The organism is Trinickia violacea (assembly GCF_005280735.1).
In the GTDB taxonomy this organism is placed as follows: domain Bacteria; phylum Pseudomonadota; class Gammaproteobacteria; order Burkholderiales; family Burkholderiaceae; genus Trinickia_A; species Trinickia_A violacea.
On sequence record NZ_CP040078.1, the window covers coordinates 3447763 to 3472584 of the forward strand.

19 protein-coding genes are annotated in these 24822 nt (G+C 66.9%); 5 read left to right on the top strand and 14 right to left on the bottom strand.

The genetic code is table 11. From position 1 onward, the window contains the following. Positions 1-6: 6 nt before the first annotated feature. From treZ to treY, 3 genes are read left to right on the top strand one after another with little or no spacing between them, the layout of a single operon-like run. On the top strand, positions 7-1920 hold the full coding sequence (gene treZ / locus FAZ95_RS37610; protein ID WP_137337353.1) for a malto-oligosyltrehalose trehalohydrolase: 1914 nt from the start codon (positions 7-9) through the stop codon (positions 1918-1920). Continuing rightward, positions 1917-4124 (top strand): 4-alpha-glucanotransferase, encoded by a 2208-nt coding sequence (gene malQ, locus FAZ95_RS37615; RefSeq protein WP_254700201.1) that lies wholly within the window; start codon positions 1917-1919, stop codon positions 4122-4124. Before treZ ends, malQ begins: the two co-directional genes overlap by 4 nt. Further along, positions 4121-6952, top strand: a complete 2832-nt coding sequence (gene treY, locus FAZ95_RS37620; RefSeq protein WP_137337354.1) for a malto-oligosyltrehalose synthase — start codon at positions 4121-4123, stop codon at positions 6950-6952. Before malQ ends, treY begins: the two co-directional genes overlap by 4 nt. A 14-nt stretch (positions 6953-6966) precedes the next feature. Here treY and FAZ95_RS37625 read toward each other — a convergent pair whose 3' ends face one another. Then, positions 6967-8301 (bottom strand): hemolysin family protein, encoded by a 1335-nt coding sequence (locus FAZ95_RS37625; RefSeq protein WP_137337355.1) that lies wholly within the window; start codon positions 8299-8301, stop codon positions 6967-6969. A 129-nt stretch (positions 8302-8430) separates the two neighbouring features. Further along, the gene (locus FAZ95_RS37630; protein WP_137337804.1) at positions 8431-9195 is read right to left on the bottom strand and encodes a sensor histidine kinase; all 765 of its coding nucleotides are present in this window, start codon (positions 9193-9195) and stop codon (positions 8431-8433) included. Positions 9196-9324: 129 nt separating this feature from the next. Between FAZ95_RS37630 and FAZ95_RS37635 the strand changes: the two genes are divergently transcribed. Continuing rightward, positions 9325-9666, top strand: coding sequence for an FKBP-type peptidyl-prolyl cis-trans isomerase (locus tag FAZ95_RS37635; RefSeq protein WP_137337356.1), 342 nt, complete (start codon positions 9325-9327; stop codon positions 9664-9666). Positions 9667-9676: 10 nt separating this feature from the next. Beyond that, entirely contained in the window at positions 9677-10468 is a 792-nt protein-coding gene (locus tag FAZ95_RS37640) for an AraC family transcriptional regulator (RefSeq protein ID WP_137337357.1), read from the top strand. Between the two features lie 27 nt (positions 10469-10495). Here the strand turns inward: FAZ95_RS37640 and FAZ95_RS37645 are convergent, their stop codons facing one another. The 12 genes from FAZ95_RS37645 to FAZ95_RS37700 all read right to left on the bottom strand — a co-directional run bounded on the left by FAZ95_RS37645 (position 10496) and on the right by FAZ95_RS37700 (position 24822). Continuing rightward, entirely contained in the window at positions 10496-11686 is a 1191-nt protein-coding gene (locus tag FAZ95_RS37645) for an O-succinylhomoserine sulfhydrylase (RefSeq protein ID WP_137337358.1), read from the bottom strand. Positions 11687-11988: 302 nt separating this feature from the next. After that, a complete protein-coding gene (gene purF / locus FAZ95_RS37650) occupies positions 11989-13536 on the bottom strand; it encodes an amidophosphoribosyltransferase (RefSeq protein WP_137337359.1) in 1548 nt (515 codons plus the stop codon). A gap of 56 nt (positions 13537-13592) precedes the next feature. Further along, positions 13593-14087, bottom strand: coding sequence for a CvpA family protein (locus tag FAZ95_RS37655; RefSeq protein WP_137337360.1), 495 nt, complete (start codon positions 14085-14087; stop codon positions 13593-13595). Between the two features lie 13 nt (positions 14088-14100). Next, a complete protein-coding gene (locus tag FAZ95_RS37660; RefSeq protein ID WP_137337361.1) occupies positions 14101-15078 on the bottom strand; it encodes an SPOR domain-containing protein in 978 nt (325 codons plus the stop codon). A 29-nt stretch (positions 15079-15107) separates the two neighbouring features. After that, a complete protein-coding gene (gene folC / locus FAZ95_RS37665) occupies positions 15108-16418 on the bottom strand; it encodes a bifunctional tetrahydrofolate synthase/dihydrofolate synthase (RefSeq protein WP_137337362.1) in 1311 nt (436 codons plus the stop codon). Positions 16419-16591: 173 nt separating this feature from the next. Beyond that, positions 16592-17464: an acetyl-CoA carboxylase, carboxyltransferase subunit beta gene (gene accD / locus FAZ95_RS37670; RefSeq protein ID WP_137337363.1), complete on the bottom strand. Its 873-nt coding sequence runs from the start codon at positions 17462-17464 to the stop codon at positions 16592-16594. 23 nt (positions 17465-17487) lie between these two features. Beyond that, positions 17488-18303, bottom strand: a complete 816-nt coding sequence (trpA, locus tag FAZ95_RS37675) for a tryptophan synthase subunit alpha (RefSeq protein ID WP_137337364.1) — start codon at positions 18301-18303, stop codon at positions 17488-17490. Positions 18304-18348: 45 nt separating this feature from the next. Then, complete coding sequence (locus FAZ95_RS37680; protein WP_437437805.1) at positions 18349-19359, bottom strand: DNA-methyltransferase; 1011 nt, start codon at positions 19357-19359, stop codon at positions 18349-18351. A 20-nt stretch (positions 19360-19379) separates the two neighbouring features. Further along, positions 19380-20573, bottom strand: coding sequence for a tryptophan synthase subunit beta (trpB, locus tag FAZ95_RS37685; RefSeq protein ID WP_137337365.1), 1194 nt, complete (start codon positions 20571-20573; stop codon positions 19380-19382). 63 nt (positions 20574-20636) lie between these two features. Further along, entirely contained in the window at positions 20637-21347 is a 711-nt protein-coding gene (locus tag FAZ95_RS37690) for a phosphoribosylanthranilate isomerase (RefSeq protein ID WP_175425874.1), read from the bottom strand. Then, positions 21323-22144 carry a tRNA pseudouridine(38-40) synthase TruA gene (gene truA / locus FAZ95_RS37695; protein ID WP_175425875.1) on the bottom strand — a complete coding sequence of 274 codons (822 nt, stop codon included), beginning with the start codon at positions 22142-22144 and terminating at the stop codon, positions 21323-21325. Before truA ends, FAZ95_RS37690 begins: the two co-directional genes overlap by 25 nt. A gap of 11 nt (positions 22145-22155) precedes the next feature. Further along, on the bottom strand, positions 22156-24822 hold the full coding sequence (locus FAZ95_RS37700; protein ID WP_137337366.1) for a FimV/HubP family polar landmark protein: 2667 nt from the start codon (positions 24820-24822) through the stop codon (positions 22156-22158).

Genomic DNA, 24822 nt, shown 5'->3' on the forward strand with positions numbered 1-24822 from the left:
AGAACCATGTCCGAATCTCCTTTCGATCCGCATGCACGCCACTACGTGCAATGCCTGCCGTTCGGCGCCCAATTGCTCGGCGCACAGGGCGCCTCGCCGCGCACGCGCTTTCGCCTGTGGGCGCCGAGCAAACGCACCGTGCAAGTCGAGATCGTCGGGACGGACGGCGCCCGGCTCGTCGACATGACGCCCACCGGCAACGGCTGGTTCGAAGCCGAGGCCGCATGTGGCGCGGGCACGCACTACCGCTACCGGCTCGATGACACGCTCGCCGTGCCCGACCCGGCCTCGCGCTTCCAGCCCGGCGACGTGCACGGCCCGAGCGAAGTCATCGACGCGCGCGCCTACGAATGGCAGCACACCGGGTGGCGCGGCCGGCCCTGGGAAGAGATGGTGCTCTACGAGCTGCACGTCGGCGCGCTCGGCGGCTATGCGGGCGTGCAAAAGCGGCTGCCGCGCATCGCCGAGCTCGGCGTGACCGGCATCGAGCTGATGCCGCTCGCCGACTTTTCCGGCGCGCGCAACTGGGGCTACGACGGCGTGCTGCCCTACGCGCCCGATTCGTCGTACGGGCGGCCCGACGACCTCAAGGCCATGATCGACTGCGCGCACGGGCTCGGGCTCGCCGTGTTCCTCGACGTCGTCTACAACCACTTCGGCCCCGACGGCAACTATCTGCACGAATACGCGAAGCCATTCTTCCGCGACGACATCGCGACGCCCTGGGGCCCCGCGATCGACTTCTCGCGGCCCGAAGTGCGCGACTTCTTCTGCGACAACGCGCTTTACTGGATCAACGAATATCGCTTCGACGGACTGCGGCTCGACGCGGTCCACGCGATCGGCGACGCCGATTGGCTGCGCGAACTCGCGGATCACGTGCATGGCTCGGTCAAGCACGGGCGGCACGTGCACCTCGTGCTCGAGAACGAGCACAACGAGGCCAATCTGCTCGAGACGCACTTCGACGCGCAATGGAACGACGACGCCCACAACGCGCTGCACGTGCTGCTGACGGCCGAGAAGGAGGGCTACTACCGCGCGTTCGCGGACAAGCCGATCGACAAGCTCGCGCGCGTGCTCGCGGAGGGCTTCGCGTACCAGGGCGACGCGTCGCCGGCCCACGACGGCAAGCCGCGCGGCGAGCCGAGCGCGCATCTGCCGCCGACCGTCTTTGTGATGTTCCTGCAGAACCACGACCAGATCGGCAATCGCGCGTTCGGCGAGCGGCTGCGATCGCTGTGCGCGCCGCAGGCGCTCTTGGCCGCGACCGGCCTTCTGCTGCTCTCGCCGCACATCCCGCTCTTGTTCATGGAGGAGGAATACGGCTCGGCACAGCCGTTCCTGTTCTTCACCGATTACAGGGGCGAGCTCGCCGACGCGGTGCGCGAAGGACGCCGGCGCGAGTTCGCGAAGTTCGCCGCGTTCAGCGACGAATCGATGCGCGCGCGCATCCCCGATCCGAACGATCCGCAGACGTTCGCGCTCTCCTCCCCCGCCGACGACGAAGCAGGCGACACGCGCGGCACGGGCGACCGCGACGCCTGGCGCCACTTCTACAAATCGGCGCTCGCGGTGCGCGCGAAGCTGATCACGCCGCGCCTTGCGCCCGTGCGCGCGCTCGGCGCGACCGTCCTGCCATCGGCGAGCGGCCACCCGATGAACGCACTCGTCGCGCGCTGGCGGCTCGCGGACGGCGAGACGCTCGCCATCGCGCTCAATCTGACGCCCGACGCGCTGCCTTTCACCGAACGCCCCGACGGCATGGTGATCTTCGAAACGCCGCCGCGCGCCCGCGACCGCGTGAACGAGTACGCGCTGCCGCCCTACTCGTTCGTCGCGTGGATGACGGGCGACGTGAACAGCTACGCGCTCAGGCACGACGCGCGCATCGCCGAAGAACGGGAGCGCGAGGCGTGAACCAAGTCAAATCGCCCGCGCCGGCCGGAACGCATGCCGAGCTGATCGAACGCCTCGCGGAGCACGCCGGCTTCGAGATCCAATGGGACGACGCGCACGGCATGTCGCGCCACGTGCCGGCCGGCACGCTCGCCGCGCTGCTCGAGCGCATCGGCCTGCCTTGCGCGACGACCGCCGATGCGAAGCACAGCATGGCCACGCTCGATGCCGAGCTGTCGGGCCGCAAGCTGCCGCCGCTCATGACCGCCGAGTGCGAGCGCGCGATCGCGCTGCCCGCCGCCGCGGTCAAGTCGGGAAGCCGCTACCGGATCGAACTCGAAAGCGGCTCGCTGATCGACGGACGCTTCACCGCGCCCAAAGGCGAAGCCGCGCTGCTCGCGCCGATCAGCGAAGCCGGCTATCACACGCTCGTCATCAACGATCAGCACGTCCGTCTCGCCGTCGCGCCGCACCGCTGCTATACGGTCGACGACGCCTGGCGCGCGTTCGCGGGCGACGCCGCGCCGCCCGCGACGCTGTGGGGCATCGGCGTGCAGGCCTACGGCTTGCGCCGGGACGGCGACGGCGGGATCGGCGATTACTCGGCACTCTCGGCGTTTGCGATCGCGAGTGCGAAGCACGGGGCGCACGCGCTCGCGATCAGCCCGATGCACGCGGCCTTTAGCGCCGATCCGCACAAGTACAGCCCGTATGCGCCGTCGTCGCGTCTCTACCTGAACGTCGCGCATATCGATCCGGGCGCCGTGTTCGGCGCGGCCGCCGCGCGCGCGGCGCTCGACCAGGCCCACATGAACGACGAATGGGCCGCGCTCGAAACGCTGCCGCTCATCGACTGGCCGCGTGCGGTGCCCGCGAAGCTCAAAGTGCTGCGCGTGCTGTTCGAGCAGTTCTGCACGCATGAGCGCGCCCAGGACACGCCGCGCGCACTCGAATTCCACACGTTTTGCGCGAACGGCGGCGCGCCGCTCGAAGACCACGCACGCTTCGAAGCGCTGATGGCCGCGCAGCTCGAAGCCGGCGGCGACGGCCATTGGCGCCACTGGCCCGCGCCTCTCGCCGATCCGCGCAGCGCCGAAGTGGCAGCGTTCGCGCAGGCGCATCGGCACGACGTCGAGTTCCATCTGTTCCTGCAATGGCTCGCGGCGAAAGGGCTCGCGCACGCGCAGCACGCGGCGCGCGATGCGGGCATGGCGATCGGACTCGTCGCCGATCTCGCCGTCGGCTGCGACAGCGCGGGCAGCCACGCCTGGTCGTATCGCGACGACATGCTGCAGAGCGTGTCGGTCGGCGCGCCGCCCGACATCTTCAATCAAGCCGGCCAGTCGTGGGGACTCACGACGTTCTCACCGCGCGCGATGCGCACGCAAGGCTTCGCCGCGTTCATCGACATGCTGCGCGCCGCGTTCGCGCACGCGGGCGGCATCCGCATCGATCACATCCTCGGCTTGCGGCGATTGTGGCTCGTCCCTGACGGGGAACTTGCGATGAACGGCGCCTACTTGCGCTATCCAGCCGAAGACCTGCTGCGGTTGATCGCGCTCGAATCGTCGCGCCATCGCGCGATCGTGATCGGCGAGGACCTCGGCACCATTCCGCCCGGCTTCCGCGAGCGTCTCGCCGATCGCGGCCTGCTCGGCATTCGCGTGCTGTGGTTCGAGCACGCGCATCACGGCGCCGCGTTCAAGCCGCCCGGCGAATGGGGACGCTCCGCACTCGCCACCACGACGACGCACGATCTGCCGACTATCGCCGGCTGGTGGCGCGGCGCCGACATCGACTGGCGCAACCGCATCGGCCAAACCGCCGCGCGCGCCGACGGACGCGACCCGGTCGCGCTCGCGCAAGCCGAGCGCGCGGCCGACCGCGACGCGCTGTGGCATGCGTTTCAGCGCGCGCATCTCGCGCCGCAGAACGTCGGCGCGCCCCCGGTCGATCACGCGCCCGTCGACGAAGCGCTGGCGTTCGTATCGGCAACGCCGGCGCCGATCGTCACGTATCCGCTCGAGGACCTGCTCGGGCTCGTCGATCAGCCGAACCTGCCCGGCTCGATCGACGAACATCCGAATTGGCGGCGGCGCATCGCTCAAGCCGTCGACGAGCTGTTTGCGGACGCGGTCTTCGCCGACCGGCTGCTGGCCGTCGCGCGCGCACGTTCGGACGCATCGTCATCCCACCCACGGCCCAACTCCGCCCGCACGCCATGACCGTCCCGCGCTCCACGCTCAGGCTTCAACTGCATCGAGGCTTCACGTTCGACGACGCCGCAGCGCTTCTGGACTACTTCGCCGCGCTCGGCGTGAGCCACCTGTACTTGTCGCCGATCACGGCGGCAGTGCCCGGCTCGACGCACGGCTACGACACCGTCGACTACTCGCGCGTGAATCCCGAGCTCGGCGGCGAGAGCGCGCTCGTGCGGCTGGCCGATGCCGCCCGCGCGCACCAGATGGGCCTCATCGCCGACATCGTGCCGAACCACATGGGCATCGACGGCGCGCACAACGCGTGGTGGCTCGACATCCTCGAATGGGGACGGCATAGCGCGTACAGCCGCTATTTCGACGTCGACTGGCATTCGCCTGATCCCGCGCTGCGCGGCAAGGTGCTCGCGCCGTGCCTTGGTGCGCCCTACGGCGAGGAGTTGGAAGCGGGACGGATCACGCTTCAGTTCGATCAGGATGCCATACGATTCTTCGCCGGCTACGCGCATCACGTGTTTCCGATTTGTCCGGCGGACTACGCGTCGATCCTGCAAGCCGCGGAGCACCCGGAGCTGGCGGCGCTCGCCCAAGGCTTCACCGCACTCACGCCGCAGCCTGCCGATCAACCTCGCGCGGAGGACGCCCGCAAGACGCTGCGCGAGTTCATCGCGCACGAGCACGGCATGCCGGCCATCGGCGCGCTCTTGGCCACCTACGCTCCGGATACGCCAACGGGACGCGAGCGCCTGCATCGCCTGCTCGAACGGCAGTTCTTCCGCCTCGCGTGGTGGCGCACCGCGGCGGACGAAGTGAACTGGCGGCGCTTCTTCGACGTCAGCACGCTCGCGGCCATGCGCGCGGAACGTCCGGAAGTCTTCGAGGCGACCCACGCGCTGATCTTGAGGCTGTTCTCGCTTGGCGTAATCGACGGGGTTCGCGTCGACCACGTCGACGGTCTCGTCGAGCCGCGCGAATACTGCCAGCGGTTGCGCCAGCGGCTCTCGGAAATCGAAGCGGACAGGCCGCCGCAGCTCGATGGCCAGCGCGCGTATCTGATCGTCGAAAAAATTCTGGGCCGCGGCGAAGCGCTGGCCGACGACTGGGGCGTCGACGGCACGACCGGCTACGACTTCATGAACGACGTCGGCGCGCTGCTGCACGACGCCGACGGTGCCGCGCCGCTCACCGCGGCATGGGCCGAGATCAGCGGCAGCAAGCGTTCGTTCGCCGCCGAAGCGCTCATCGCGCGGCGCAAGATATTGACCGAGCATCTGTCGGCGGAACACGATCGCGCGACGCGCGCGCTCCATCGCATCGCGCGCGAAAACCCGGCGACGCGCGATTTCACGTTCACGGCGATACGCCGCGCGCTCGGCGAATTGGCGGTGCGATTTCCGGTGTACCGGATCTATCCGCAGAGCGGCATCCGCAGCACGACCGATGACGTCTACTTCAACCAAGCGCTTGACGCTGCGCGGCAGGCGCTGCCGCGCGCCGACTATGAAGTGCTCGAGCGCATTGGCGGATGGCTCGGCGGCAAAGCGCCGGATGAAGGGGCCGCGCAAACGCCATCGGGCGCGAACGCCCCCGCCCCTCAGCGGCGCACCGCTCCCGCGCTGTTTGCCCAGCTCACCGCGCCGCTCGCCGCGAAAGCGATCGAGGACACCGCCTGCTATCGCTATGGGCGCTTGCTGTCGCGCAACGAAGTCGGCTCGGACCCGGGCGAGTTCGCGCTATCGCTCGACGACTTTCACGCCGCCAATCTAGCGCGCGCCCAGCATTTCCCACACGCGATGCTCGCGACGGCCACGCACGACCATAAGCGCGGCGAAGACACGCGCGCGCGTCTCGCGGTGCTGAGCGAAATCGCAGCGGAATGGAGCGCCACGCTGCACGCGTGGTCCACCTTGAATACGCCGCAACGGCGCGTGCTGAACGGCAACGATCGCGACTGGGCGCCGGGCCCGGCTGCGGAGGCGATGCTGTATCAGACGCTCGTCGGCTGCTGGCCGCTCGACCTCGACCCGAGCGACGAAGGCGGCGTGAAGGCGCTCGCGGAGCGCGTCGCCGCGTGGCAGGAGAAGGCGCTGCGCGAGGCGAAGCTGCGCACGAGCTGGTACGCGCGCGATGAAGCGTACGAAGCGGCGTCGCGCGCGTTCCTGTTCGACATCCTCGCGCCACAGCGGCGCGACGGCTTTCTGCAAGCGCTGCCCGAGTTCGTTGCGCGCATCGGGCGCGTGGGGGCGCTCAATAGTCTGCTGCAGACGGTGCTGCGATTGACGTCGCCGGGCGTGCCGGACTTGTACCAAGGCACCGAGCTATGGGACTTCAGCCTCGTCGATCCGGACAACCGCCGCGCGGTCGATTTTGCACAGCGTCAGGCGTGGCTTACGGGCTCGCCGCCGAGCGAGCAGCTGGCGAACTGGCGCGATGCGCGCGTCAAGCTCGGCATCGTGCATCGCGCGCTCACGTTGCGCGCGGTGTCGCCCGCGCTGTTTTTGGAAGGTTCGTATATTCCGCTGAGCGTGCGCGGCAAGCTCGCTCGTCACGTGATTGCATTTGCGCGCCGGCATGGCGATGCGTACGCGATCGTGATCGGGACGCGGTTCTCAGCCACGCTCCTCGACGCTGACCGCGATGTGCCGCATGTCGATCCGGTCAAGTGGGAAGACACCGTGGTGACGCTGCCGAAGCCGCTTGGCGCGCGCGCGTTGTTCGACTGGCTGAGCCCGGCCGCGCCGAAAGCGGATGACGCGGGCGAGCTGTTGGTGAGCGATGCGCTGTCGGCGCTGCCGGTGGCGATATTGGTGGAGGAAGGGGTGCCGCGGGGGTGATCGGGCGGTCTACGTCACCCCCCCTCATCCTCAAACGCCTTCGGATACACCCGCACGAGCACGATCCGCGGCCCGTGCATCTTCTTCACGACGACATCGAAGTGTTCGAACTCGACGCGCTGTCCTTCGGACGGCAAATCATTGAGCGCATGAATCACCAGGCCGCCGACCGATTCCGCCGCCCCCTCGTCGATATCGATGCCGAGCACGCGCTCGAGCGACACCACCGGCAAGCTCCCCTTGCCCATCAGCGTGCCGTCGTCCATGCGCGTCCAGTCGGCGTCGCCCTGGCGGAATTCGTCGTGAATCTGGCCGACCAGCGCGCCGAGCAAGTTGTCGAGCGTGAGGAAGCCGATCGGCTTCTGATGCTTGCGGCCGACCAGCGCAAAATGCGGCGCACCGCGGCGAAAGCGGCGAAAGAGCTCGAGCGCGGGCGCATCGGGCCTGACGTATTGAACGGGGCGCACGTAGTCGGACAGATCGTCGAGCGTCGAGCCCGCGTGGCGCGCGAGCAGCAAGTCCTTCAAGTGGATCAGGCCGGCGACGCGCTCGCCCGACGCGTCCTCGAACAACGGATAGCGGCTGAAGCGGTGGCGCGCGACGACCTGCATGTTGTCGCGCAGCGGCACGTCGCGGCGCAGGCCGATCATCTCGTGCGCGGGGCGCATCAAGTCCGACACCGTCATCGACGAGAAGTCGAGCGAATGCGCAAGCGTGTTCCATTCGTCTGCGTTATAGGCGACGCGCGGCGTCGGGCCGCTCGCGCCGCGGCGGCCGCGCAGGATGAGCTTGAGCTCGTCGGTCGAGTAGTGCGAGTCGCCGCCGTGATCCGCCGACAAGCCCGCGATCTTGAGCACCCAGTTCGCGCTCGTGTTGAGCACCCAGATCGCCGGATACATCGCCCAATAGAAGCCATAGAGCGGCACCGCCACCCACAGCGCGACCTGCTCGGACTGCCGGATCGCCATCGACTTCGGCGCCAGCTCGCCGACGACGATGTGCAGGAACGAAATTACGGAAAACGCGAAGAAGAGCGAGATCGCATGCGTCAGATTGGGCGACGTGATGCCAAGGAGGCTGAAGACCGGCGACAGCAGATTCGCGAAGGCCGGCTCGCCGATCCAGCCGAGACCGAGGGAAGCGAGCGTGATGCCGAGCTGGCACGCTGACAGGTAGGCATCGAGCCGCCCATGCACCGTGCCGAGCAGACGGCCGCGGATGCCGTTCTTGCGCGCAAGCGCCTGCACGCGCGTGGACCGCAGTTTGACGAGTCCGAACTCGGCCGCGACGAAAAAGCCGTTGAGGGCAACCAGCAACAACGCGCCGATCAAGGCGACGATCTGAATCAAAGCGAGGGGCTCCGGAAATGAAAGGCTCTCAGTATAGGGCCCGGCAGCCGGAGCCGAAAAAACGGCGACGTCGATGAGATGCGAAGAGTGTGTCGGCCGGCCCCCATCCTCGATGCACGGCTGGCGCGCTCAAGCGGCGAGCGGAACGCGCAGCGTCAGCGTGGATTGTTCGCCGTCGGCGGCTTCGCCCTGTTTAAACAGGCCGCCATGCGCCGTCGCGACGCGTTGCGGCAGCGCAAGCACCCACGCAATACGTCCGGCTTCGCGCGGGTGCGTCGCTTGTTTGCAGGCGAACGGCTCGAAGGCGTGCGGCAGCTCGCCGTTGCCGAGCGCGGCGAAGCTCATGGTGTGCGTGACCTCGACCTGCCAATGCCCCCCCTCGATCACGCTCGCGACCCTCACCGCCGCGGCGGGTGCGCTCGCTTCGACCGCGAACGTCAGCATCGTCCACAACGCCTGCGCTAGACGCTCGCGGTCGCCGTCGAGCGTTTCGCCGTCGAGCGGCGACTCGATCGAAAGCGAGACGCGCCGCGCGTCGGCAAGCATCGCCCGCCCTTCGTAGGCGACGCGCTCGACGAGCGCCCGCAGCGCAAACGGTTCGCGCACGAGCGGGAGCGTCTTGGTCTGCGCGCGCGTGCTGTCGACCACGTCCTCCAGCAGCTTCACCTGCTGATCGACGCCGGAGCGGATCCCCGTAAGCGCGCGCTGCGCGGATGCGTCGCCCGCATCGAGCTTGCGCTCGAGCACATACGCCCAGCTATGGATCGCGTTCAGCGGGCTGCGCACATCGTGCGACACGAGCGACAGCACATGGTCGCGCATGAAGAGCGCCGCCTCGGCGGACAGGCGCGCGAAGCGCTCGTCAAGCGCGGCATCGTCGGCAGGAGAAGGCATCGTCACAGTCGATCCTCGTACGCTCGAAGGAAAGAAAAAACCATTATAGGCACGGCAGCACGCGCGGCGGCCGCGTACTGCGGCCCGAACGCCTACAATGACGGTTTCCAATATTTACGGGAGGAATCCATGTCGATCGTCACCACCGAATCCGGCCTCAAATATGAAGATCTGACCGAAGGCACGGGCGCCGAAGCGGTCGCCGGTAAAACTGTCAGCGTCCACTACACGGGCTGGCTGACCGACGGTCAAAAGTTCGATTCGAGCAAGGACCGCAACGACCCGTTCGCCTTCGTGCTCGGCGGCGGGATGGTGATCAAGGGCTGGGACGAGGGCGTCCAGGGCATGAAGGTAGGCGGCGTGCGACGCCTGACGATTCCGCCCCAACTCGGCTATGGCGTGCGCGGCGCGGGCGGCGTGATTCCGCCGAACGCGACGCTCGTGTTCGAAGTGGAATTGCTCGACGTTTGAAACGCGTGTCATGAATCCCGCCCACTCCCACGAACCGTTGCTGTCGCCGGCCGTTTCGCTGCGCCGCTATGGCGTCGTTGAAGCGTCGGACGTGCACGACTATCACCAGATCGTGCTCGGGCTCGACGGTTCGATGGAGATGGCGGTGGACGGCATCGGGCAACGCATCGATCGCCGTTCCGCGTGGCTCGTGCCGGCCGGCGCGCGCCACGACTATGCGGGCATCGGCGAGAACCGCCAGCTCGTGCTCGACTTGCCGGCGGCATCGCTCGCGGTGCCCGAGCGGCTGTTCGATCGAGCCCGCGCCGTGACGATCGACGCGTCGCTGACCCTGCTCGTGCGCAACGTCGCGGCGAGCGCGGCGGGCCGCGCTCCGACCAGCCACGCGCTCGACGCGCATCGTTTCCACTGGGATGCCGCTGCGCGCCTGTGCGCCGCACTCGTCGCCGATCCGAACACGACGCTGCCCGCCGCCGGGCTCGCGGGGCTGGATTACGCGCGCATCGACCGATGGTTGCGCGCGCATCTAGCGGAGCCGCTGCGCATCGCGGACCTCGCCGCGCATTGCGGCTTTGGCATGCGCCGCTTCCATCAGTTGTTCATCGAGGCGTTCGGCGAGACGCCGCATCGCTACTTGCAGCGCCTGCGGCTCGATACCGCGCTCGCGCTGCTCAACGATCCGCGCAATACGCTCACCGATGTCGCACTGCAAGTCGGGTTCGGCGATCAGAGCGCGTTCACGCATGCGTTCACGCGGCGTTTCGGGCGCGCGCCTGGACAGTGGCGAACCGGGCGGCATTAAAGCGCGCCACCGCCCAGGGCTCCGGTCTCAGCCCTCGAGCCCACGCGCCAGATCACGGCAAATGTCGCCCGCATTCTCCAGCCCGATAGCGAGCCGGATCACGCCTTCGGTGATGCCCGACGCCTCGCGCGCCTCGGGCGTGACGCGGCTGTGCGTCGTCGTCGCGGGGTGCGTGATCGTCGTGCGCGTATCGCCGAGGTTAGCCGTGATCGAGCAGATCTTGGTGCCGTCGATCACGCGCCACGCGTTCTCGCGCTGCTTCTCGGGCGTATCGCCCTTCAATTCGAGCGCGACGACCGCACCGCCCGCGCTCTGCTGACGCTTCGCGATCTCGTACTGCGGATGCGATTCGAGCCCCGGATACCAGACGCGATTGACCGCCGGATGCGACTCGAGGAAACGCGCGACTTCGAGCGCACTCGCCGACTGACGCTCGACGCGCAGCGACAGCGTCTCCATCCCCTTGAGCAGCACCCACGCGTTGAACGCGGAGAGCGTCGGCCCGGCGCTGCGCACGAACGGGAACACCTTCTCCATGATGAATGACTTGGTGCCGACGAGCGCGCCGCCAAGCACACGCCCCTGCCCGTCGAGAAACTTGGTGGCCGAATGCATGACGACATCGGCGCCGAGCTTGATCGGCTGCTGCAGCGCCGGGCTGCAGAACGAGTTGTCGACGACGAAGATCGCGTTCGACGCCTTCGCGATCTTGCCGATCGCTTCGATGTCGGCGAGCTCGCAGAGCGGGTTCGTCGGCGTTTCGAGGAAGAACATCTTCGTCTCGGGACGCACGGCGTTCTTCCATGCGTCGAGGTCGTTCGGATCGACGAAGGTCGTCGTGATGCCGAAGCGCGAGAAGATCTGCGAGAACATGCCGAGCGTCGAGCCGAACAGGCTCTGCGAGCTGACCATGTGATCGCCCGCGTTCATCGCGGCCATCACGACCGACAAAATCGCGCTCATCCCCGAAGCCGTCGCCATGCACGCCTCGCCGCCTTCGAGCGCGGCGAGACGCTCTTCGAACATCGTCACCGTCGGATTCGTGAAGCGCGAGTACGTGTAGTAGTCCTCGGAGTGCTTGAAGCGCTCGGCTGCCTGCGCCGCGCTCGTGAAGCAAAAGCTCGACGTGAGGAAGAGCGCTTCCGAATGCTCGTTGTATTCGGTGCGAAGGGTGCCCGAGCGCACGGCGAGGGTGTCGAAGTTCAGGGAGTCATCCATGTTCGTTGTCTTTCCGCGTTGTGTTTCGTTCGTGAACTGCAAACTGCGCTGCAACTGAGCTGCAAACTGAGCGGCCAACAAAAAGCCCGCTTCGCGTCGGCATAAGCGGGCTTCGGGGGTGTCACGGCGGAAAGCGTCGGGCGGCGGTGCCACCCTTTCGCTTTAGCTGTTTTCGGGTTGCCCCGCGTCCGCAAGCTGAAATCAAATCGACGCTGAATCGCATCCTAGCATGGCGGCGGCATCCTTGCGGTGATGTCGCGCATCGATGCCGCCTCATGCTCGCCTCATGCCGAGGCTCGCGCTTACTCCACCGACAACTGCAAGTGCAATTGCGAGCGCGACGAGCCGCCGTCCACCGCATCGCTTGCCGCGTCGCGGTCCGACAGCGAGTCCGGCGCGAGCCGCGCGCGTTCGATCGCGTCGAGATACTCGGACGTCACGTCGCCGGTGATGTAGTCGCCGTCGAAGCACGACGCCTCGAAGTGCGACAGCGCCGGATTGATGTCGTGCACCGCTTGCTTCAACGCGTCCACGTCCTGATAGACGAGGTAGTCGGCGCCGATGATTTTCGCGACTTCGTCGTCCGTGCGGCCGTGCGCGACGAGCTCGCCACGCGTCGGCATGTCGATGCCGTAGACGTTCGGGAACTTCACAGGCGGCGCCGCCGACGCGAAGATCACCTTGTTCGCGCCCGCATCGCGCGCCATCTGCACGATCTCGTGCGAAGTGGTGCCGCGCACGATCGAATCATCGACGATCAGCACGTTCTTGCCCTTGAACTCGATCGCCATCGCATTGAGCTTCTGGCGCACCGATTTCTTGCGCACCGCCTGGCCCGGCATGATGAACGTCCGGCCCACATAGCGGTTCTTGAAGAAGCCCTCGCGATACTCGACGCCGAGCTTCGCCGCGACCTGCATCGCCGCGGGGCGCGACGAATCGGGAATCGGCATCACGACGTCGATCCCGACGTCCGGCAATTCGCGCTTGATCTTCTCGGCGAGATAGTCGCCCATGCGCAGACGCACGTTGTAAACCGGCACGCCGTCGAGCACCGAGTCCGGCCGCGCCAGATACACGTATTCGAAGATGCAGGGGTTCAGGCTCGGCTTCTCGGCGCATTGCTGGCTATGCAGGTTGCCGTCGATATCGATGAACACCGCTTCGCCCGGCGCCAGGTCGCGCACGAATTCGAAGCCGATGCCTTCGACCGCCACCGATTCCGACGCCACCATCCACTCGACGCCGTGCGCCGTTTCCTGCTTGCCGATGCAAAGGGGGCGGATGCCGAACGGATCGCGGAACGCCAGCAGACCGTAGCCCGCGATCAGCGACACGATCGCGTACGAGCCGCGCACGCGCCGATGCACGCCCGACACCGCCTTGAACACCGCCGCCGGATCGAGCTGCAGGCCCGAGCTGGAGAGCTGCAACTCGTGCGCGAGCACATTCAGCAGCACTTCGGTATCGGAATTGGTGTTGATGTGGCGGCGGTCGATGCGGAACATCTCGTCTTTCAACTGCTGCCAGTTCGTCAGGTTGCCGTTGTGCGCGAGGATGATGCCGAACGGCGCGTTCACGTAGAACGGCTGTGCCTCCTCTTCACTCGACGCGGAACCCGCGGTCGGGTAGCGCACCTGGCCGATGCCGGCCGTGCCTGGCAGGCTGCGCATGTTGCGCGTGCGGAACACGTCGCGCACCATGCCGTTCGCCTTGTACATATGGAAGTTGCTGCCGTTCGCCGTTGCGATGCCGGCGGCGTCCTGACCGCGGTGCTGCAGAAGCAGCAGGCTGTCATAGATCAGCTGATTGACGGGGGACTGGGAAACTACGCCTACGATGCCGCACATGGCATGTCCTTCAAAAATACGAAAAGGGGACTGCGGAATCGCTGCAGGCTGCCGAATCAAACCCGAACGTAATCGGCAAGCGGTTCGGGAAGCAGCGATTTCAATTCGCGCACGCCCTGCTCGGCATAAGGCCGCAGCAGCGCATGGCGCCAGAATTCCTGTTTTGGCAGCTCGGTCAAGCCTGCGAGGGCGACCAGGAGCACCACCAAAATGACCCCGCGCGCGAGGCCGAACATCAGTCCGAGCGAGCGGTCGACGCCGCCCAGGCCGCTCACTTCGACGAGCCGCGCCAGCAGCGCATTCGCGACGCTCGCCACGAGGACAACGCCGATGACGATCAAGGCAAACGCGAGCACCCATTGTGTCAATGCGCCGCCCGGCCAGTTAGCTGGAATATAGGGCACCACGAGCCCAACACAATGGCACGCGATAAAAAAAGCCACGATCCAGCCGATCAATCCGAATACTTCCGACAGCAAGCCGCGCCACGCGCCGCGCAGTGCCGACAAGCCGATCACCGCCATCAGGGCGTAGTCGAACGCGGTGAACATCGGTGCCGTTGCCCTATTGGTCGGAGCCGGCGGCACCACCGCCCGCGTTCGCGGTCAGGCCCGCCTCGCGCACCTTCGCGATGGCTGCCGATGCTGCCGCGCGATCCGCGAACGGTCCGGCGCGCAACAGGATGCGCGTCGAGCCGTCGGCCTGCTTGCGATGTTCGGTGTACGCGGGCACGCCCGCTGCCTTCAGCTTGGTGACCCAATTGCGCGCGCTGGCGTCGTCCGCAAACGAGCCGAGCTGCACCGCGAAACGCGCGCCGGGCGGCGCGGCGGGCGTGCCCAAATCGGCATCGGCCGGGCTCGGCGTCGCGGCTGCCGTGTTGGCAGCCGATTGCTGCGCCGCTTGTGCGGCAGGCGTAGGCGGTTTTGCGGCGGCCGCCAGTGCTGGCTGCGTAGCCGGCTTCTTTGCCTGCGCCTGAGCGGCCGGCGCGGTAGCGGTCTGTTTCGTCGATTGACTGCTGCTTAGTGCGGACGACTGTGCGGACGATGGCGACTTCGCTTGGCTCGAAGCCTGCGGCGTGACCTGGCCGCTTGTCGCTGCCTTATCAGCCGGAGCGCCGCCGGCCACGATCGGCGCGACGCCGGACGCCGCAGCCGTCGCCTCGGGCGCCGGATTGTCGGGCGCGACGCCCGCTTGCGTATCGTCGTCGCGCGCGGCTTGCGTATCGTGCGCCGGGCGGTTCGGAATATCGATCGAGATGTCGTCGGTAACGGGCTTCGGGTGCGAGTCAAGCACCATCGGAAGCACCACGACCGCGGCAATCACCAGCGCGATCGCACCGACGAGCCGCCGCCGCGCACGCTGTTTTTCCGGAAGGGTGGGATCGAGCATCATCGCATCGACATCGCCCGCGCGCTCCGTGCGCCGGGTTCGCCGCTCAACACGCTCTGTGCGCTCCGCACGCGTATTACGTCCTGCGCGGGTATTCGCGCCGCGCCGGGTAGGCGCGTCGTCGTCTTTTTTGCCGAACGAGAAAAGTCCCATGAATCCTGGCTGTGTTCGAGGCTGACGCGTCAGTGTTGCTGCGATTTTCGGTAGGCCATGACGCCCGCTACCGTATAGAAACTGCCGAAAACCACGATTCTATCATTGTCGGATGCCCGTTTTAGTGCATCTTGAAATGCGTCCGCAGGCGTTGAAAAGCGCGTCACGCTGCTGTCGGAGGAGTCGGCGACGCCCGCTTCGCGCAGCGCGGCTTCGAGATCCGCCGCCGCTGCCGCGCGCGGCAGCGGCAGGTCGGTCACGCACCAGTGGTCGATCTCGCCCTTCAGATGCGCGAGCACGCCGGCGATGTCCTTGTCGTGCATCGCGCCGAATACCGCGTACGTATAGGGGAAATAGCCCATGTTGCCGAGATTCTGCGCGAGGACCGCTGCCGCATGCGGGTTATGGGCCACATCGAGCACGATCGACGGCTTGCCTGGCAGCACCTGGAAGCGCCCCGGCAATTCGACGTTCGCGAGCCCGAGGCGGATGTCCTGCGCCGACACCGGCAGGCGCTCGCGCAGCGCCTCGAGGGCCGCCAGCGCCGCCGACGTGTTGATCAGTTGATTCGCGCCGCGCAACGCCGGATACGCGAGCGCCGAGCGCCGCAGCGTGCGGCCGACGTAGCTCCACTGCTGGCGCTCGCTGCCCGCCTGCCCTTCGTAGCGGAAGTCGCGCCCGAAGAGCCACAGATCGGCGCCGATGCTCTCGGCGTGATCGATCAGCGTCTGGGGCGCGCTCGGATCGCCGCACACGGCGGGCTTGCCCGGCCGGAAAATGCCGGCTTTTTCGAAGGCGATTTCCTCGCGCGTATCGCCGAGGTACTCGGTGTGATCGATATCGATGCTCGTGACGATCGCGCAGTCGGTATCGATGATGTTGACCGCGTCGAGCCGCCCGCCCAAGCCCACTTCGAGAATCACGGCGTCGAGCCCGCGCGATGCGAACCAATGCATGATCGCCAGCGTCGTGAATTCGAAGTACGTCAGCGAAACCGGCTCGGGAAAGCGCGTGCGCGCCGCCTCGACGGCTTCGAAATGCGGCAGCAGGTCGGCATCGGTCGCGATCTGGCCGTTCACGCGCGCGCGCTCGTTGAACGCGAGCAGATGCGGCGACGTATGGCAGCCGACGCTATACCCCGCGCGCAGCAGGATCGATTCGAGGATCGCGCAGGTCGAGCCCTTGCCGTTCGTGCCGCCGACCGTGATGACCGGACACTCGAACGACAGCCCGAGCGCCTCCTTGACCTTGCCGATGCGGGTGAGCCCCATGTCGATGCCGACCGGGTGCGCGGTCTCGAGATGCGCCAGCCAGGCGTCCAAGGTAGGGAATGTGGTCATGGGATAAATCGGCATACGGCTTTTCACAAGGCCGTAATTATCGCGGAAATGACAGCGCGCCGCTTGAATTCGCTTCAAGCGGCGCGCGGGGTTTGCTCGGGTTTTGCCGCTAGCGTCTGCGCGTTTTCCGAGTGACAGATCGCCACAGCCGGCGACCAGGCGAGATGGCTCGCTCAGGCCACCGCGTCTGCAGGCTGGCGCGTCAGCAGCGCGATCAACTGCGCGATTTCTTCGCGCAGCTTGCGACGGTCGACGATCATGTCGATCGCGCCCTTTTGCAGCAGGAATTCGGCGCGCTGGAAGCCTTCCGGCAGCTTCTCTCGCACCGTCTGCTCGATCACGCGCGGGCCGGCAAAACCGATCAGCGCCTTCGGCTCGGCGATCACGACGTCACCCAGGAACGCGAAGCTCGCGGACACCCCGCCCATCGTCGGATCGGTCAGCACCGAAATGAACGGCAGCTTGGCATCGGACAGCTTCGTGAGCATCGACGTGGTCTTCGCCATCTGCATCAGCGACAGCAGGCTCTCCTGCATGCGCGCGCCGCCCGAGGCCGTGAAGCAGATAAACGGCACTTGCTGCTCGAGCGCGTTCTGCGCGCCGCGCACGAAGCGCTCGCCGACCACCGAGCCCATCGACCCGCCCATGAACGCGAACTCGAAGCACGCGACCACGACCGGCAGCGTGTGAATCGCGCCGCCCATCACGACCATCGCGTCGGTCTCGTCGGTTTCGTCCATCGCTTCTTTGATGCGATCGGGGTACTTGCGAAGGTCCTTGAACTTGAGCGAATCGACCGGGACGATTTCCTGGCCGATCTCATAGCGGCCTTCCGCGTCGAGCAGGCCGTCGAGGCGCTCGCGCGCGCCGATACGCATGTGATGGCTGCACTTCGGGCAGACATGCAGATTGGCCTCGACGTCGTTGCGGTACAGCACCGCTTCGCACGACGGGCACTTGACCCACAGGCCCTCGGGAATCCCCTTGCGGCTCTTCGGGTCGGTCTGCTTGATTTTCGGCGGCAACAGTTTGTCGAGCCAGCTCATCGTTTGTCCTTTCTGTGTGTTACTTACGCGGCAGTTGCGCCGATGCTGTCCAGAGCACGCCGGACTTCGGCAATGAACTGGGTCAGCTTTTCGACGGCGGCTTCCGGCGCCGTTTCCTCGAGCAACTGCACGATACGGCTGCCGATCACGACGGCATCGGACACTTCGGCCACCGCGCGCGCCGTCTGGGCGTCGCGAATGCCGAAGCCGACGCCGACCGGCAGCGGTACGCGCGACTTGATGGCCGGGATTTTACTCGCGATATTGGAAACGTCCAGATTTGCGGCGCCGGTCACGCCCTTTAGCGACACGTAATAGACGTAGCCGCTCGCGATCTTGCCGACTTCGGCGATGCGCTCGTCGGTCGATGTCGGCGCGAGCAAAAATATAGGATCGATACCGGCAGATCGCATCTGTTCAGCGAAATTAGCCGATTCTTCAGGCGGATAATCGACGACCAGCACGCCATCGACGCCCGCTTCCTTGGCCGCCGCAGCGAACGCTTCAGCGCCCATCCGCTCGATCGGGTTCGCGTAACCCATCAGCACGACGGGCGTCTTGTCGTCGCGCTCGCGAAAGCGCTTCACGTCGGCGAGCACCTGGCGCAGCGAGACGCCGCGCGCCAGCGCCCGTTCCGACGAGCGCTGGATGACCGGGCCGTCCGCCATCGGGTCGGAGAACGGCACGCCCAATTCGATGACGTCCGCGCCGCCGGCGGCGAGCGCGTGCATGAAATCGACGGTTTTCGCCGGGTCCGGGTCGCCCGCGGTGATGAACGGGATCAGCCCTTTCTTGCCTTGCGCGGCGAGCGCCGCGAGTGTGTTCTTGATTCGGGACATGGAATGTTCTCTGGATTCGTTGGCTGCGCGGTTCGGGTCGGGGGCCTAGTCCTCGACGGCCGCGGGTGCGAGCGGCGCGCCGAGCCTGCCGGAGACGGCGCTGACGCGTTCTCGCGCTATCGCGCAGTAACTTTCATTGATCTCATAGCCGACAAACTCGCGCGCGTGGCGCGCGCAGGCGACTGCCGTGGTGCCGCTGCCCATGAACGGATCGAGGACTCGACCGCCCGGCGGACAACTCGCGAGCACCATGCGCTCGACGATCTCCAACGGTTTTTGCGTCGGATGGTCGACGCGCTCCGCATGCTGACGATGCAGGCGCGAGACCGACCAGACATCCTTTGGATTGTAGCCAAGCTCCAGCCACTTGCTGCCCTCGAACAGCTTGCGCGAGCGGGCCTTCTTGGTGACGGCGTCGTATGGGATGCGGACCGGGTCGAGATCGAAGTAGTAGTCCTTCGATACCGCGAAATAACCGATGTTGTCGTGCACCGACGTGAAGCGGCGCGTCGTGCCGCCCATGCTCGGCACGCGCCGGTCCCAGATGATCTCGTTGACCATCGTGAGCTTCGTCTTCAGGAACGAGAAGATTTCGGGCGCGTATTGCCAGGTGCAGAAGATGTAGAGCGAGCCGGACGGTTTCAGCTTCGGGACAGCGAGGTCGAGCCAGCCGCGCGTCCACGCGAGGAAGGCTTCGCCCGTGAGCATGTCCGAATCGTTGCCGTAATCCTTGCCGAGCCCATACGGCGGGTCGGCGACGATCAGGTCGATCGAAGCATCCGGCACGTTCTCCATGTCGGCCAGGAAATCGCGGTTGCGGATATCGATGCCGCGCGGCACAGCGGGCAGCCTGGATACCGCCGACGGCCGCACCACAGCCTCGGGCTCCGCGGCCAAGGCCGATTGCAGGATCGGCTCTGGTTCCGCGGCGAGAACCGGCGCCGAAGGCGGCTCAACGGCTAGGGCTGCCGCCTTCGGTTTGGCCATCGCTTTCGCCGACGGCCGCTCGGCCGCCCCAGCGGCGGCCGGTTGCGGCTCGTCGAATTCGTCGAACAGGTCGCGCATCGTGGCGGCGCTCAGAACTGGATGCCCGATCGCTCGGCGACCGTGTGCATGTCCTTGTCGCCGCGACCGGACAGGTTGACGAGCAGATGCTTGTCACGGCCGAGCGTGGGCGCCAGTTTCGCCGCGTACGCGAGCGCATGGCTCGACTCGAGCGCCGGGATGATCCCTTCGATCCGGCAGCAGTCGTGGAACGCCTTGAGCGCTTCGTCGTCGGTGATCGTCACGTACTGGGCGCGGCCGCTGTCCTTGAGCCACGCGTGCTCGGGGCCGACGCCCGGGTAGTCGAGGCCCGCCGACACCGAATGCGTCTCGATGATCTGACCGTTCTCGTCCTGCATCAGATACGTGCGGTTGCCGTGCAGCACGCCGGGGCTGCCCGCCGTCAGCGACGCCGCGTGGCGGCCCGTTTCGATGCCGTCACCCGCCGCTTCGACGCCGATCAGCTTGACCGACGTGTCGTCGATATACGGATAGAAGATGCCCATCGCGTTCGATCCGCCGCCGACGCACGCGATCACCGCGTCCGGCTGCCGCCCGGTCAACTCGGGCATCTGGACCTTGCATTCGTCGCCGATCACCCGCTGGAAGTCGCGCACCATCATCGGGTACGGGTGCGGGCCCGCCACCGTGCCGATGATGTAGAAGGTGTTTTCAACGTTCGTGACCCAGTCTCGCATCGCTTCGTTGAGCGCGTCCTTGAGCGTGCGCGAGCCGGACTCGACCGGCACGACCGTCGCGCCGAGCAGCTTCATCCGGTAGACGTTCGCGGCTTGGCGGCGCACATCCTCGGCGCCCATGTACACGACGCATTCCATGCCGAAGCGCGCGGCAATCGTCGCCGTGGCCACGCCGTGCTGGCCCGCGCCCGTCTCGGCGATCACGCGCGGCTTGCCCATGCGCTTCGCGAGCAGCGCCTGGCCGATCACGTTGTTCACCTTGTGCGCGCCGGTATGGTTCAGGTCTTCGCGCTTCAGGAACACCTGCGCGCCGCCGAGCAGCTCGCTCCAGCGCTGCGCGTGATAAATCGGCGACGGACGGCCGACAAAATACTTCAACTCGCGCTGATATTCGGCGATAAAGTCGGGATCTTTCTGGAATTTCTCGTAGGCGAGACGCAGCTCGTCGATTGCCTTAACCAGTGTTTCGGCGACGAACGTGCCGCCATAAGGGCCGAAATGGCCGCGTTGATCGGGTAAGTTGTACATGTTGTCACTCTCGCAGGGGCGGCGCGGCGACGTGTTCGAAACGTTCAAGCCGTGCCGCTTCAATCATCCGGCGTCCGCTTCGCGCACTGCGCGTACGAACGCCGCCATCCGGGCGTGATCCTTCACGCCCTTGGCGCCCGGCACTTCGATGCCGCTCGAGACATCGACCGCGAACGGGCGCACGCGATGGATCGCATCACTGACGTTTTGCGCGTTCAACCCACCACTCAAAACGGCCCGATGCCCGAGCTCTGCTGGAATAAGTGACCAATCGAAAATCTTCCCGCCGCCGCCGTAGCCCTCGACGTGTGCGTCGAGCAGCAGGCCGCTGGCTGATGAATAGTTAAGTGCAGATTCTACCAAATCGGCTTGCCGAGTATCGGCGGCAACGCGGATTGCGCGCAACCATGGCAAACCCGCGAGATTGGCGAGCTTCTCGCACTCTTCTGGCGTTTCGTCGCCGTGAAATTGCAGCATCGTGAGCGGAACGTTGCTCGTGACCTCGCTGAACCAGTCGGGGGTCGGATTCACGAAGAGCCCCACTACGGAGACGAAAGGCGGGATATCGTGCGTTAAATCAACCGCATCGGCCACGCCGACCGCGCGCGGGCTCGGCGGGTAGAACACCAGGCCGATGGCATCCGCGCCCAGATCGATGGCGTACGCGATGTCTTGCTGGCGCGAGAGTCCGCACAGCTTGATACGTGTGCGATGCGGTGCCGCGCCGGTTTGCTGGGATGAGGCTTCGTTCATGGTGTCGGTCGGTCGTTCCATACGTCGCTCCACGGCACGCTGCCGAGATGTGTGGGCGGCACGGCAAAGGTCTCAGGATAGCCGACATGGGCGACGTAGAGCCCCTCCGGCATGAACGTCGGCGCGGCGCGGTTGCGGTCGCGGCTCGCGAGCACCTCGGCAAGCCACTCGACCGGGTACCGGCCGCGGCCGACCGCGACGAGGCAGCCCATCAGGTTGCGCACCATGTGGTGCAGGAACGCATTCGCTCGGAAGCGGAAATGGATCAGATCGCCCTGGGGGCGGATGTCGATCTGATACAGATGCTTGACCGGTGTCTTCGCCTGGCATTCCGACGAGCGGAACGCCGAAAAATCGTGTTCGCCGATCAAGCAGGCGGCGGCGGCGCGCATGGCGTCGACATCGAGCGGCGTGTGAATCCAGCCGGCGCGGCCGGCGAGCATCGGCGAACGCACCGGATTGACGTAGAGCGCGTAGTAATAGGTGCGCTCGAACGCCGAGAAGCGGGCATGGAACGTTTCCGGCATGACCTTCGCCCATTGGACGGCAACCGTCTCGGGCAAAAACGCGTTCGTCCCGCGCACCCATGAGAACTCCGTGCGATCGAGCTCCGTATCGAAGTGCACGACCTGGCCGAGCCCGTGCACGCCGGTATCGGTGCGGCCGGCGACGACCGTCGAGAGCGGCGTCTGCGCGAATTCCCGCAGCGCCCGCTCGAGCTCGTCCTGAACCGTCTTGCCGTGCGGCTGGGACTGCCAGCCGCAAAACGCCATGCCGTCGTACTGGATGCCGAGCGCAATACGCGTCAGGTTAGGCATCGGGCTCGGCATCAGGACAGCGGCGCGAGCGTCGACAGCATGGCGCGGGCGTCGTTGCGCGTGGCGGCGTCGTTCGACTCGATCACTTCGTTGATCAGCGTGCGCGCACCCGCAATGTCGCCGAGCTCGATGTATTCGGCGGCGAGGTCGAGCTTGTTGCGGGCGATCTTCGCAAGCTCCTCCGGCGTGAACGTCGGCAGCGGCGACGTGGAGGCCGGCAGGTCCAGATCGAAGTTGAGATTCAGCGCACCGAAGCGCGCGGCGCCGAGGCCTGCCACCGACGCTGAGCCCGCGATGCCGGCCTCGATCGCATCGGCCGCGTGCGGCGGCTCCGGGACGAACGGCGGCACGGCCTGCTGCTCGGTGATCTCGGGCGCGACGACGGGTTGCGTCGTCAGCGAAACAGGGGACGGCACGGCGATATCGTCATGCGAAGCGCGCAAGGGCTCGGCCGGCTCGGTTTCCAAACGCGGCGGGAGCGACAAATCCAGGCTGTTCAGCGCGGAAATCGCTTCGGACGGGAACGGCGGAGGCGGGGCGAACGCGTCGGTCAGCGCAGGCGGCACCTCGCCCGCATGCGTGTCCGGCTCGTCGTGCGGCCAGGTGAGTTCGGGGGCGGGCGAGGTCGCCGCCTCGCCGTGCGGCGCGGTTTCGCTCTCACGCGATTTGGCTGCCTCGACCTGCGCCGCCATCGCTTCGAGACGCGCCGCAATCGCATGGGTCCGCGACGCGGCATCGTTGGCGCGGGACTCGGCGTCGGCGGCATGCGGCGCGGCATCGGCTGTGGAGGGCGTGCTCTCCTCCGTCGCTGCAGGCGTGGGCTCTTCTGCCTGCGGCGCGGCTTGCGCGTCGTGGGGTATTTCTGCTTCGGCGTGGACGGTAGGCGGTACCGCCTCTTGTTCGCCGGGCGCGGCCTCTTCGGCTTGTGCGGTGGCCGACGGCGGCTCGATTTGCGCACCGTCTGCGCCAGCGTCCGCCTCCTTCGCCTCGGCCAAAGGCTCGCCAGCTTGCGCTGAATCGACCGCACCGGTTACCGGCTTCGCACCGCTTTCGCCGGTAACGCCCGACGCATCGGCTGCAGCCGCGCCATCGTGCGCGTCTGCCGGCGCCTTCTCCGGCACATCGACCGAAGCCATCCCGCCGCCACTCGATTCGAGCGGCGCAAGGTTCGCACCGGGCGCCGCGCCCGCCTCGGCATACAGGGGATTATGAGCATCCAGCTGACGCCCGAGCGACGCCACGTGGCGCCAATTGGGCCCGCGTCCACCGGACAAGTGCCAAACGCGCTGCGCGACATCGGCGAAGCGAGCGACATCGCGCCGCTCGGCGTAAATGCCGACCAGGCCCATCAGCGCGCCCTTGCTGTTCGGGCTCTCCTTGAGGGTGGCGATGTATTCGGCTTCGGCAGCCTCGTCGGATAACGTCGTCGCGGCGTCGTGGGATGCGTCGCGGCCTTGCTGCGAGATCGTGACATCGGTGCTCGCCTCGTCGGCGGCTTGCTCGGCGGCGGGCTTTTCGGCTGGCGCGGAATCGGTCGAATCGGCTGCCGCGCGCACGCGTTTCTCGATCCTCTCTTCTGCCGCTGCGGCCGCGGCCGCAGCTGCAGCTGCGCGCTTGCGGCTGCGCATGAACCAACCGACGATCAGAACGAGCAGCGCCGCGACAGCCGCCGACAGCGCGCCGATATTGATCTCCCAGCCGTTGAAGATCAGTTCGCCCCCTGCCACGTGCGGCGCAGCGACCTCTGCCGGGCGGCTGACCACTTCGGGAGTGACGGCGGCGGCGACAGCACCGGACGCGCCGCTCGCCGCCAACGTTTGCTGGCCAGTCGAAACGCTCGCACCGGCGGCAGGCGCGCGATGGCTCGCTTCCGGATGTGCCGGACCGAAGCCATGCGCTTGCAGCGCCATCAGGACCCGATTCTTGAGCGCGAGCAACTGCTGAAGACTCGAGACATGCGGCTGCGCGGAGGACGCTGCCGGCGCCATCGCGACAGCCGGCACCGACGCCCCGCTCTCGCTCGCCAACGTCTCGCCAGGCACGCTGGCCGATTGCTGGATCGCGCCGGTCCAACCGTGCTGGCCGGTCGCTCCAGCCGATGCGGGAACCGCCGCGCTCGCCGCGCCCGGATTCGACGCCGCCTGCGCGGTAGTGGTAGCCGAAGCCGAAGCGCCGCCCGTTTGCGCAGCGACGCTGCTCGCGGGCACAACGGCGCTCGCGGCGGCCGCCGTCGAAGCCGCCACGCCCGACGCCGCCCCGACAGCCTCCGCACCCGATGCAGCGACATTCCCCGTCGCATCGAGCGACGGCACGTTCAACACCGCTCCGACCCTCATGCGACTCGGATCGCCGCCCATGAACGCTTTCGGATTCGCGTCGAACAGCGCCTTCGCGGCACGCGCCAACACCGACCGGTCATGTGACTGCGTCACGTCGATCGCGACGTCGTTCAGCGACTGCCCCGCCTTGACCGTGTACTGCGTCCCGGAAAGCGGCACCGTCTCACTTGCGGCGGCCGGAGCGCTCGCCGCCGCACTGGCGGACGCAGCGGCATCAATCGTAGCGGCATTCGCTGCCGCGCCAAGCAGCGCGCACGCGATCGCGACCGCAGTCGCTTTGCCGAACGCAAAACGAGCGGACTGGCGCACGAAATCATGCGAGATAAGTCGTACGATCAT